16 protein-coding genes are annotated in these 11,648 nt (G+C 42.5%); 9 read left to right on the forward strand and 7 right to left on the reverse strand.

Annotation, left to right across the window (positions count from 1 at the left end; genetic code table 11):
- Positions 1-164: 164 nt before the first annotated feature.
- Positions 165-629: a GNAT family N-acetyltransferase gene (locus WN59_RS00835; protein WP_046511154.1), complete on the reverse strand. Its 465-nt coding sequence runs from the start codon at positions 627-629 to the stop codon at positions 165-167.
- A 19-nt stretch (positions 630-648) separates the two neighbouring features.
- A complete protein-coding gene (locus WN59_RS00840) occupies positions 649-1,680 on the reverse strand; it encodes a S66 family peptidase (RefSeq protein WP_046511157.1) in 1,032 nt (343 codons plus the stop codon).
- Between the two features lie 81 nt (positions 1,681-1,761).
- Here WN59_RS00840 and WN59_RS00845 point away from each other — a divergent pair, with 81 nt between their 5' ends.
- Genes WN59_RS00845 through WN59_RS00870 form a run of 6 tightly spaced genes read left to right on the forward strand, consistent with a single transcriptional unit; the run spans position 1,762 to position 5,999 of the window.
- Positions 1,762-2,607 (forward strand): hypothetical protein, encoded by an 846-nt coding sequence (locus WN59_RS00845; RefSeq protein WP_046511160.1) that lies wholly within the window; start codon positions 1,762-1,764, stop codon positions 2,605-2,607.
- Between the two features lie 14 nt (positions 2,608-2,621).
- Complete coding sequence (gene aac(6') / locus WN59_RS00850) at positions 2,622-3,053, forward strand: aminoglycoside 6'-N-acetyltransferase (RefSeq protein WP_046511163.1); 432 nt, start codon at positions 2,622-2,624, stop codon at positions 3,051-3,053.
- Positions 3,054-3,102: 49 nt separating this feature from the next.
- The gene (locus WN59_RS00855; protein ID WP_046512706.1) at positions 3,103-3,975 is read left to right on the forward strand and encodes a DMT family transporter; all 873 of its coding nucleotides are present in this window, start codon (positions 3,103-3,105) and stop codon (positions 3,973-3,975) included.
- Positions 3,976-4,007: 32 nt separating this feature from the next.
- The gene (locus tag WN59_RS00860; RefSeq protein ID WP_046511166.1) at positions 4,008-4,652 is read left to right on the forward strand and encodes a uridine kinase family protein; all 645 of its coding nucleotides are present in this window, start codon (positions 4,008-4,010) and stop codon (positions 4,650-4,652) included.
- 31 nt (positions 4,653-4,683) lie between these two features.
- Positions 4,684-5,070, forward strand: coding sequence for a hypothetical protein (locus tag WN59_RS00865; RefSeq protein ID WP_156172370.1), 387 nt, complete (start codon positions 4,684-4,686; stop codon positions 5,068-5,070).
- Between the two features lie 50 nt (positions 5,071-5,120).
- The gene (locus WN59_RS00870; RefSeq protein ID WP_046511169.1) at positions 5,121-5,999 is read left to right on the forward strand and encodes a YitT family protein; all 879 of its coding nucleotides are present in this window, start codon (positions 5,121-5,123) and stop codon (positions 5,997-5,999) included.
- 40 nt (positions 6,000-6,039) lie between these two features.
- Here the strand turns inward: WN59_RS00870 and WN59_RS00875 are convergent, their stop codons facing one another.
- On the reverse strand, positions 6,040-7,047 hold the full coding sequence (locus WN59_RS00875) for an NADP-dependent oxidoreductase (RefSeq protein WP_046511172.1): 1,008 nt from the start codon (positions 7,045-7,047) through the stop codon (positions 6,040-6,042).
- A gap of 187 nt (positions 7,048-7,234) precedes the next feature.
- On the opposite strand from WN59_RS00875, the gene WN59_RS00880 reads away from it, so the two are divergent.
- On the forward strand, positions 7,235-7,996 hold the full coding sequence (locus WN59_RS00880) for a MerR family transcriptional regulator (RefSeq protein ID WP_046511175.1): 762 nt from the start codon (positions 7,235-7,237) through the stop codon (positions 7,994-7,996).
- Positions 7,997-8,060: 64 nt separating this feature from the next.
- Here WN59_RS00880 and WN59_RS13925 read toward each other — a convergent pair whose 3' ends face one another.
- Genes WN59_RS13925 through WN59_RS00895 form a run of 4 tightly spaced genes read right to left on the reverse strand, consistent with a single transcriptional unit; the run spans position 8,061 to position 10,522 of the window.
- Positions 8,061-8,324 (reverse strand): HAD hydrolase-like protein, encoded by a 264-nt coding sequence (locus WN59_RS13925; protein ID WP_156172371.1) that lies wholly within the window; start codon positions 8,322-8,324, stop codon positions 8,061-8,063.
- Entirely contained in the window at positions 8,260-8,688 is a 429-nt protein-coding gene (locus WN59_RS13445) for an HAD hydrolase-like protein (protein ID WP_408005382.1), read from the reverse strand. Before WN59_RS13445 ends, WN59_RS13925 begins: the two co-directional genes overlap by 65 nt.
- A gap of 57 nt (positions 8,689-8,745) precedes the next feature.
- Positions 8,746-9,582, reverse strand: a complete 837-nt coding sequence (locus WN59_RS00890; protein WP_046511178.1) for an alpha/beta fold hydrolase — start codon at positions 9,580-9,582, stop codon at positions 8,746-8,748.
- A gap of 22 nt (positions 9,583-9,604) precedes the next feature.
- Positions 9,605-10,522 carry a phosphotransferase family protein gene (locus WN59_RS00895; RefSeq protein ID WP_082099077.1) on the reverse strand — a complete coding sequence of 306 codons (918 nt, stop codon included), beginning with the start codon at positions 10,520-10,522 and terminating at the stop codon, positions 9,605-9,607.
- A gap of 109 nt (positions 10,523-10,631) precedes the next feature.
- Here WN59_RS00895 and WN59_RS00900 point away from each other — a divergent pair, with 109 nt between their 5' ends.
- The gene (locus WN59_RS00900) at positions 10,632-11,126 is read left to right on the forward strand and encodes a GNAT family N-acetyltransferase (protein ID WP_046511180.1); all 495 of its coding nucleotides are present in this window, start codon (positions 10,632-10,634) and stop codon (positions 11,124-11,126) included.
- A gap of 36 nt (positions 11,127-11,162) precedes the next feature.
- Positions 11,163-11,612 (forward strand): ASCH domain-containing protein, encoded by a 450-nt coding sequence (locus tag WN59_RS00905; protein WP_046511183.1) that lies wholly within the window; start codon positions 11,163-11,165, stop codon positions 11,610-11,612.
- Positions 11,613-11,648: the final 36 nt, after the last annotated feature.

Raw genomic sequence — 11,648 nt, forward strand, 5'->3', positions numbered from 1 at the left:
ATTAAAGCAAACAGAGAGGAGTAATGAAAGACGGTTTCACCAAGCGGTTGATATAGAGAGCCAAGCGGTTTGAAAAGAGAGGCAAAATTAAAATCCAGTACAAAAATCGATGATTAATGGCACTGGATTTTATATCCGTAAGATTCAAACAGTCATGCACGATATTATTCGATTTCTGTCAGATCATAGTGAAGAACGTATTCATTGAATTCTACGTTAAATGAGTCATCTTTGAAGCCGAGACTGCGCAGCAAATGCCCCATCCCGTCATTGCCTTTGACGTAATCAGCGATTACAATATCATATTTGCCGCTGTCAGCGGCTATTTGTATTGCTTTCCTGACAGTTTGTTTGCCGAAACCTCTGCGTTGATGGTTCTTATCTACCATCATTCTCCATATCATGAATTCCCTTTCTGTTTCGTCTATATCAATGAGTATGAAACCGACGACTTTTCCGTCTGTCACAACTGCATAGGGAAAGACATCATTTTCATGTCTATAGAGATAGCATTCCGCCAGTGATCTGACGTTTGGGGCAACGAATTTCTTCCGCTGCTGATAGTCATCAATTTCCAGGTTTATAACATCATAGAAATTCTCTTCTGTGATTTCCTTAAATTCAACCATATTTCACCTCCAGTGAACATCAGTCAGTCACTGCATTCTCCAATATTCTAAATGTCAGGTTCTCTGTATCAACTTCCGCCTGAAGTCCGTATGGCACGATGAATTTCGGTTCATTGTGGCCGAAGTTCATATTGTAGAGTACAGGCAGATCTTCACGTCCGGCTTCTTTCAGTATCTGCTTCCAGACTTTTTTATAGTCTTCATAATGGACACCGTCCTGCGGTCTGCCGACTATTATGCCGTTCACTTTGTCGAAAATGCCCATCATTGACAACGCCCTTAAATAATCCTCGAAGAAATCCGGTGTGATATGGACTTCCGATGTTTCCAGAAACAATATCGCATTATCAAAAGCTGCAGTATCAGGGAAAAGACCGGTGCCGCGCATGCTGCCGAACAGTTCGAAGCAGCCGCCGATCAGATGCCCGCGGGCTATGCCTCTTCCGTTGATGCTTTCGTAGCCGGGATTGGTGAAGGATTCGCGTTCAATATCCCTGTTCTCTATGTCCCATTTCAGACCGAATCTGCGGATCGTCCCAGACGGTTTTATCTCTCCGATGATGTCGCTTTCGAACCATGTCCTTCTGATGGAGGCTACGGTGTAGTCATCCATCTCTATATTCTCTGCAAAATCCGTGAGCAGCGCAGGGCCGTAGCTTGTGGAAATTCCGTTATTGTAGAACATGAAATGGTTCGCAGTCGTGTCGGAATAACCTGTAAAGATTTTAGGGTTGTCTTTCAATGCATCAAAATCCACATAAGGCTGGATGCGTATGGTTTCATTGCCGCCGATAGCGCAGATTATCGCCTTTATGTCCGGATCCCTCAATGCCTCATTCAGATCTTCAGCACGTTTTTCCGGATGCTCGTATATATAATCCACCCCTTTCAATGCATGGGGCATGACTTTCACTTTGAGGCCGAAAACTTCTTCAAGCCTTTTTATACCCTGCTCCGTACGCCATCTGATGGAATCCCCGCCGGCCAGGCCGCTGGACAGGGAGACCAGGGCTACAGTATCGCCGGTGGAAAGTTTTTTGGGCTTAATCATAAAGATGCTCCTTTCAATGACTAAATATTCTAAAAACATATGGTACTATGATACCATAGGAAAACTCAGGAGGGGATGGTCATGGACCATATAGAAGTTAAAAATCTGGTGCCGGATTTCATTGATTTTTTCGATGAGGCCAGTCGAAGGAGCATGAGTGAAAAGAAGCGTTTTGAATTATGGAAAGAAACCTATGATTTTGCCGCGGTTCCTCCAGGGGTTGAAGGGGAAAAGATTGCTCGGACAATGCTTGCAAATACTTGGCCGAAATACTTTGGAGAAATAGAAACCATCAAAAGTTGGGAACCTGAAAATAATGTTATTGAGAATCTCCTTTTTCATATTAAGAAATTGCTGAGGTGGGATGAACCGATCGATTTGGTATTGATATATTTTGTCGGTTCGTTTGAAGGGAATTTTTTTACAGCACCATATGACAGTGACAGAACGGCGCTCTGTATTCCTATAGAAAGCGAAGTAAATGATATCATTCTATATCATGAGCTGACCCATATCGTGCATCAGAAAACTGCGGGTCTCAGTTTGAACTGGGAACAGCCGGTGGCTAATCTGATAATGCAGGAGGGGCTTGCCACCAGAATCAGTCAGCATTTAAAACCGGGTAAGAATCAGGAGATTTATATAGAGTTCACTCCGGGATGGCTTAAAACCTGCGAGATGAAAAAAGAAGAGATCATTGAGGGCATAATGCCACATTTCAATGATGCGAGATCTGAAACACTCATGAAGTTTACACTGGGTGAAGGAACCACTGGCTTGGAAAGAGAAGCTTACTACGTCGGATGGCTTATCGTAGGGTCACTTCTTGACGCGGGTGTATCATTTGAGGAAAAGGCAAAAATACCAGGTGACCAGCTTGCCCAGTATATATTTGATGCCTGCAGGGATATGATTGAAGTAAAATAAAGCGGAGGGACGATATGATCATCCAGGCGACAACTGCTCATATCGATGAAATGACCAGACTCTCATCTGTATTGTGGGAGGAGGAGTATGAAATATTAAAAGCAGAAATTGAAGAGAATATATCCAATGATGCTGCAGCCTATTTCATAAAATTGATTGATGATAATCCGGTGGCTTTTGCACACTGCGGACTCAGATATGATTATGTGGAAGGAACGGATTCATCACCGGTCGGGTATCTCGAAGGTGTTTTTGTGAAAGAAGAGCATCGTCTGAAGGATATTGCCTCGGAGCTGGTCACAGAGTGCGAGCAGTGGGCGAAGGATAAAGGATGTACGGAATTTGCCAGTGACTGCGAATTTGATAACGCAGGAAGTCTTGAATTTCACTTGAAAAGCGGCTTTGAAGAGATGAACAGGATCATCTGTTTCAGGAAAAGCATTTAGAAACCATTACTCCATAACAGATAAAAGGTAAAGCAGGGGGGTGTGGATAATCAAAAAGTCAGCTGTCACATTACTTGTAGTTGCTGTAATATGCATCGCTTTTGCAGCAATCTTCGTCAAGTTATCCGACGCTTCCGCAAGTATCATCAGCATGTACAGAATGTTGTTTGCGAGCATCCTGCTCATTCCAATCGTTTACCGTTATAGATCCGAATTTACCAGATTATCATCCAGGGAGTGGCTGTCACTCATCATTGCCGGGTTATTCCTCGCACTGCACTTCGGATTCTGGTTTGAATCACTGAAGCTGACATCGGTGGCAAGTTCAACAGTCATCCTTGCACTCCAGCCGATAGTCGCAATGATTGCCGCCTATCTGATCTATAAAGAGAGGGTCACCAGAGCAGTCATCATATCTGTTTTCATTTCATTTTCGGGAGTGCTCATCATCAGCTGGGGGGATTTCAGTTTCACCGATATGAGCGCATTTTCAGGTAATATACTGTCATTTCTAAGCGTTGTCGCAGTCGTCTGCTACTTCATGATCGGCCAGAGATCTGTAAGGAATCTCAAACACTGGGTATACAGCTTCATCGTGTTCACATTTGCGGGATTGTTTTTGCTTGTCTTTAACTTGATTACACAAGAAGAGCTGATGAGCTATCCTCCGAGAGAGTGGCTTTTATTCCTAATGCTCGCCATATTCCCGACAATCGCCCATGTGATATTCAATGCACTGCTTGACGAGGTCAGCCCTGCAACGATTTCGATGAGCATGCTGCTGGAACCGGTCGGTGCATCACTCCTTGCATATCTGCTGCTTTCAGAGACACTGGATGGACTTCAATTGACCGGCGGCGTGATAGTACTGATTGGTGTGTATTTCTTCCTGGCGGCACAGAGAAAAAACAGTTATATATAGTACTTCGGCATTTAAATGATGGAGGAGAGCTTATGAAAAAGCTGATAGATGGTGTCATCAAGCATATACTTAAAAATAGAAACTGTGTTATCAGGATAAGTGGACATGGTGCAGCAGGAAAAACAAATTTGGCCGAGGAGATTATGGAAAGAATGGAGCATGACACATTCAATTATCTGAATACGGATGCCTACATTATTCCCGGGGAGTACAGAAAATCATTGGGGGCCGTTTACGAATATGAAAACGAAGAATATAGAGGGAAAGTCACAGCATGCCTGCCGGCCGCACATGAACTTGCCAGTCTGAAGCGCGATCTCCTGATGCTCAGAAGAGGGATGGATTTTCTAACCATCGATGCCGACTGGGCACCTGAAAAAATCATTCATGCCGACCGGCCTTTTACAATCGTCGATGGTATGAGCACTACATTCCTGGAAGATAGACTATTTGATCTATCCATCTATATCTATACGGATGGGGAGACAGAACTGGCGCGACGGATGGAGCGGGACGTAAATGACAGAGGGAGATCATCAGAGGCACTGATCAGTTCCCACCATCAGAGGAGGATCCAATATGAATTGTTCATGCATGAGAAGCGGGATGAATTCGATATTGTGATCGATGATACTGTTGGCCGATTCACAGTAGAGAAAAACAGTGTAATGATATGAGGTGACAGATTTACGAGGGAAGGAAGATGACGTGAAATACCTTATTACCATAATGATGTTGTCCATGTTCCTTGCTGCATGCAACAGCCCATCAGAAGTGACCGGTATTACAGCAAGTGGTACAGAATCGACATTGGATTTACTGGAACAAAATGTGATAGAAAAGCCGGAGAGAGGGGATGTATTCCTAATACAAACCGAATCCCGGGAACAATTCATTTATGCATATGTCGAGAATGGTTCGGAAATCACAGTTAATGAAGAGGATGACACACTCAAGATTAACTTCCAGGAGCCGAATGACGGTGGTGACACCATATTGCAGATGTTTGAATTGCAGACGGGAGATGGCATAGAATCGCTGGGGTTTTATATCAACGAAACTGAGATATCTGTCAAAGAAGTGATCTATGAATGAAGTCATGGTGTGTTTGATTATATGAATCATGCAAAGGATGTTCCAAATTTATGAAAAATTTTAAATCACGGCGAATGCTCATCTTCATCGGCCGCATTATCATGACGGTGCTCGGAGCCTTCATCACCGCATATGGACTTGAATCTGTATTGATTCCCAACCAGGTTTCTGATGGAGGGATCACAGGAGTCAGCATCGTCGGCTCCAAGATGTTTGACATCAAGCTGGGATATCTGATTGCTGTATTGAACCTTCCGTTCATTTGGCTGGGATATAAACAGATTGGAGCCAAATTTTCTGCACTGTCCATCGTGGGAATATTTTCCCTCGCCATATTCACATCGATAATGCATCATATCCCGACGATCATAGAAGGAGATTCACTGCTAGTCACAATTGTCGGAGGTGTCATAATCGGCACCGGCATGGGCCTTGCACTGCGCAATGGCGGAGCACTTGACGGCATTGACATGTTTGCAGTTCTTTTGTCGAGGAAGCTTCCGTTCGGTACCAGCGACTTCATCCTGTTCCTGAACATATTCGTGTTCATACTTGTATCCACGGTATTCGGTTTTGAAGGGGCGATGCTTTCCGCCATCGCTTACTTCATCGCATCCAAAGTCATACATCTGATCGAAGAGGGGCTGAGTGGTTCCAAGACATTCACCATCATCACAAAATCACCACAGCCGATCATTGAGGAAATCAGGGAGGAGCTGGGGCGTACCTGCATCTATAACGAAGTACTGGGCGGCTATACGGACAAGGCGTTCACGCAGGTCACTTGTGTCATCAACCGTCTGGAGGAACAGAAACTCAAGGAAATCGTCAGTGACAAAGATCCACACGCATTCATTGCCATCTATGACGTATCCGATGTCAAAAAAGGGGAGTTCATCAAGCAGGATCTGCAGAGGCATCAACAATAATGGCCTGGAGACAATCAGATTTTGTCTCCAGGCCATTATTCTAATCAAGTGAATCTGAAACTTTGACCACCTGTTTGCCGAAGTTATCACCGGTAAACAGGTTTCTGAAAGCCTCCGGCAGCCTGTCGAAACCTTCGGCAATCGTCACTTCGGAATGGACTTTTCCTTCCTGAACCCATTGTGCCAGCTGTTCACTGGCATCTTTGAAGTCATCTTTAAACTGTGCAACAAGAAAGCCCTGCATCAGTGCCTGTGATTTGATCAGTTTCTGCTGTACCCGAGGACCGTTATCCTCCTTGCTGTTGTATGAAGAAATTGCGCCGCATACCGGCACCCTGGCGAATGTATTCAGGTGGTTGAACACTTCGTCGGAAACAGTGCCGCCGACGTTTTCAAAATATACATCGATGCCGTCAGGAACCGCTTCAGCAAGTCTTTCGGCAAAATCATCTTTCTTATAGTCGACACCCGCATCAAGACCGAGGGTTTCGGTGAGATAATCCACCTTCTCAGTGCCACCGGCGATGCCGACAACCCTGGCGCCTTTTATCTTCGCAATCTGACCCACGACAGAACCGACTGCACCAGATGCTGCAGAGACAACTACAGTCTCCCCTTCCTGCGGCTTGCCGATGTTCAGCAGGCCGCCGTAAGCCGTCTGTCCCGGCATGCCGAGTGTGCTCAGGTATAAATGAAGCGGCACATCAGTGGATGGGACTTTATTCACAGCATCTTCAGATACAGTATTGAACTTCTTCCACGGGAGGACACCCGTGACAACGTCGCCCTCAGCGAAATCATCATTATTCGATTCAGTGACCCTTCCGACAATATGACTTTCAATCGGTTTATCCAATTCAAAAGGCTTGGCATATGATTTCGCATCATTCATCCTGCCGCGCATATAAGGGTCGACGGATATATAGACACTCTCGATTACCATTTCATCTCTGCCCGGTTCCCTTGTTTCCACATCTTCGTATCTGAATACATCATCACCAGGCAGTCCCTCCGGACGTTCAGCTAAAACAATCTGTTCATTATTCAAAGTAATCCTCCTCATATAATTGAAATCACTATATGAGTCTAATACCCGCTGCAGTAGATGTTAAAATCATATTGTCCGATAAAGCAGGGTGGGATAATAAAAAGCCCCCCAAAAAAATTTTTCTGAAAAGCGTTGACCTTGACGCTGCGTCAATCCATATACTGTGAGTTACAGGGAGGTGATGGGTATGAAATACACTGTAAAACAAGTCGCAGAGGTGTCCGGCATCAGTACACGCACACTGAGATATTACGACCACATCGGACTCCTCAAGCCGAGTGAATATACCGATTCGGGATACAGAATCTACAAAGACGGGGATATCGACAGATTGCAGCAGATCCTGCTGTACCGGTCGATGGGATTGAAACTGGAAGAGATAAAACTCATCCTTGACGATCCAGAGTTCAATACACTGCAGGCGTTGGAAGCACACTATCAAAAACTGCAGGAAGAACAGGAAAAGACAAAGCAGCTGCTCGCTACTGTCGGCAAGACGATACAACACACAAAAGGAGAGATTGAAATGAGTGCAGAAGAAAAATTTGAAGGCTTCAAAAAAGCCAAAATCGAAGAAAACGAAAGAAAGTACGGAGAAGAAATCAGAGAGAAATACGGTGAGGAAACGATAGACGAATCCAACCGGAAATATATGAACCTGAGCAGAGAGGACTTCGATAAGATGCAGAGCATCGAGGACGAATTGTTTTCAAAGCTCGATCAGCTTTCAGAAACTAAAGATATAGAGTCCCCCTTGGCCCGTGAAATATATGAACTCCATAAGGAATGGATCAAGTACTCATGGCCGAAGTACGCAGCAGAAGCACACAAAGGACTCGCACAGATGTATGTGGATGATGAAAGATTCGCGAAATATTATAATGACCGTGCAGGAAAAGAAGTCGTCAGTTTACTGAGAGATTCCATAGAGAGATATGCAGAAGATTAAAGAACGGTGAAAACCGTTCTTTTTTCATTGATTCACTTTAACTTGAAATTTTTCAGGGGGACTTTCACTTAATCAAGTTTGTCAAATCTTTTAGAGAATCGATTACATAGTCGGCTTGATTCAATTCCTCGTCTTTTGAAAAGTAGAATCTGCAACCGATCGTTTCTATGCCATTCTCCATGCCGGCTTTAAAATCGGATAATCGATCACCAATTATATACCTTGGCTGTATGTTTTCACTGACGATAATATGTCGTACCAACTCAGATTTGCCGCCACTGTTTAGTATGTTGATGCTGTATATATTTATCCAGCCCATGATAATCATAGATTGCTTTTAAATATTTCTCATCCCCATTACTCGCTATAAAAATATCATATCCTTTATCTTTTATGTCGGACAATGCAACCTCTACAAAATCGTAGAGTTTACTTTTACCGGTATTGATTGAATTTACTAATGATTTTTGAAACAGCCCATTCGCAAGCTCTGTATATCCTTTAGAGGAGGTATATAATAAATTCCTCCATACTTCACTTAGAGGAACACCCATTATTTCGTTATATCTTTCTATTGGATTTTCTATGTAAGGTACATTATGTTCATCCAATTTATTCAAGGTTTCTTTTAAAGAGGGCTCCAAAATCAATTCTGTTTGAAATAACGTACCATCCATATCAAATATTACCACTTTGTTTATGAGTATAATCTCCAATCTATATTTATCAGTCTATTAGATTATGATCAATTACTGTGATACCGTCTTCGAAATGAATTTCATAAATTTACTCTCTTCTTCAATATTGGGATTGTGGTTACTGTTTTCGAAAGTCGAGAGCGCAGCATTTGGCATCAACTTTGCAACTTCTTCACTGAAAATGTGGGGACATTGGGCATCATGTCTCCCACAGTATATATAAGCGTTTACCGGCGAAATTTTCAACTGGTCTCTGACATCATAATTTTCAAGTTCTTCGGTGAAATAATCTATTTTTTCCATCAGCGTTCTGCCGCTTTCTTTCTTCTTAAGAATGTCATAATATGCCTCTTTTATGTAAAGCGACATCATGATCCATTCTTTGGAAAGACTGATACGCTCATCTCTGCTAGTATCAGATTTACGGAGTTTCGCAAAAATCTCTTTCATCCTTTCATTATTGGGGTTTTCAGGATAATAGATACTGTCTGGGTGCTCCATATATTCTGACGAAGCACAGATACCGCCAGCAATGATTTTAGTAAGGCTGCTTGAAAATAGAACAGCATACTTTAAAGCAAGAAAACCACCTGTAGAATGTCCTGAGAACGTCCATTCTTTAATGCCTAGTGTTTCTCTGATCGCTTCTGTGTCTCTGATGGCATCATCCATGCTATATGTGAATTCATCTGTCTGGCCATCAGATCGTCCGGCACCTCTTAGATTGATTATGTAAACCGAATAGTACTCTGATAAGATCTGTGACATGAGATTGCCGTATTCATTAAACTCGCTGTAGAGATGGGTGAATGCCAATGGCTCACCTGTGCCGCGCTTAAACACTTCAAAATTTCCTCTGTCAGTACTAACGATTTCAGCATTAAACATGATATGCCTCCTGAGTTCTGGTTTAATCAACTTCTTTCATATACCAATCCGGGACAATCTTTTCGAAACCATCATAAGCATTCAACAGTTCTTCATAGCCATTTCTCATGGTTCTGATTTCTTCATCTCCGAATGGAACGGCCCATGGGAGTGAGGATAGTGTGTTTGTGGAGATATATAAGAGTAGCAGCTTCCAGAAATTTTCCGGCACCTGATTGTCGAAATAACCATTGATCCTGCCGCTTGCAAATTCATGGCTTGCTTTTACACACCAGGTGATCCTGTTGAATTCCTGCCAAGGGTCACCGTGATTGTGCCGATTGAAATCAATGATATGAAGTTGATTGTTTTCATCAATCAGCATATTGCCAATATGAAAATCTCCATGAAGCGGTACGTTATCAACATCTTGAAGCAATTCCCTGTATCTATTTAAATTGTCGAGCAATAGATATCCTTTTTCATATTTCAATTCGCATTCCTCATACATTTTTATCTTCCTATCAATATTCCTATTATATCTGTCGGGCCATGGAGCATCTGATTGAATATTAATGTCGAAAGCATGGATTTTCCTGAGTGTTTCCCCAGACTGGACTCCCAATTCGTATTGCTGGTCTTTACTGAAACTGCTGATTCTTTGCTCCGCATCTTCGCCTTCGATCCACTCAAGAATAAGGTAGTAATAGCGATTATCCAAACATTCATCATGCCCGACAAGTTTATGTGTAGGCACATCATGCTCATGACTTTTAAGCAGAAATTCAACATGCGTGAGAACACGTTCTTTTTCCTCAATCGGTGACAACCTTAAGAGATATCTTTTCCCAAAATGGTCCTTGGCAATATATTTCACATCACCTGACCATCCCTTGTTGAATGGTTCGAGACTTTCGATATTATATTCACTTAAATCTTTTTGTAATCTTTGCATATCCATAATATAAAACCTTTCGTTGAAAATCCTCCACTAATGTTATGAATTTTCTGATATAATATTATTATACCAAAGCATTACGATAACCGAAATAACGAAGTGGGTGAATGATATGAAAATTAGAGAGTTACATATAAACGATACAGAGTCTTTTATCAAACTGAATAAGAAAATCGACGATTCGGGATATATGTTATACGATCCGGGAGAAAGACAGATTACAGCAGACAAACAGAAAAAAGCGATAATGCAAATTAGTGAAGATGAATCGATGAAATTTTTAGTAGCAGAAATAGATGGCGCGCTTACAGGCTACATTGGAGCCTTCAGAGGTAAATTGAACAGGAATAAACATTCAGCTTATCTGGTACTCGGTGTAGATGAAATTCACAGGGGAAAAGGGATTGCCTCAAGGTTATTCAATGCAATATTTGCATGGGCAGAAAATGAAGGAGTATCCAGGCTGGAACTTACTGTGATTAAGGAGAACATACCAGCTTTTAACCTATATAAGAAAATGGGCTTTGAACTGGAAGGGGAGAAAGTCCATTCACTGATGATCGATGGTGAGCCTGTTAACGAATATTATTTGTATAAGATGATCTAACTAACGATAAAATCAATTTGATGGGAGAATTTACATATGAACCTGGAAGCTAAAACGTATTGGAACAATTATTGGGGAGATAAGAAAGCGCCTGAATCAGTGACTGCCTGGCAGTTCGGAGCTGATCCGGATTACCTTGCACAGCTGGTTGTGGATGGCATTAAGACTGCGACTTGTTCCGGGCACATATTTTATAATCTTGAGAACGAGTCGCTGCCGACTACGGAAGATTACAGCGTCATATTGAACAAGAGCGATGAACCGGTGGCAATCATAAAAACAACGGAAGTAGGTATAATGCCTATGAACGAAGTGTCTGAGGAATTTGCGGTTGCTGAAGGTGAAGGGGACAGGACTTATCAATACTGGTGGGACGCCCATGAAAAATTCTTCAAAGAAGAACTGAAAGGTACTGGTTACGGGTTTTCAGAAGACATGCTTCTGGTCTGTGAACGGTTTGAAGTAGTGGATGTGAAAGAGAACTAATACTGCCGAAATAGAAAACGACATCTGACTTATGCC

The sequence above is a fragment of the Salinicoccus sediminis genome (assembly GCF_000986795.1).
Classification (GTDB): domain Bacteria; phylum Bacillota; class Bacilli; order Staphylococcales; family Salinicoccaceae; genus Salinicoccus; species Salinicoccus sediminis.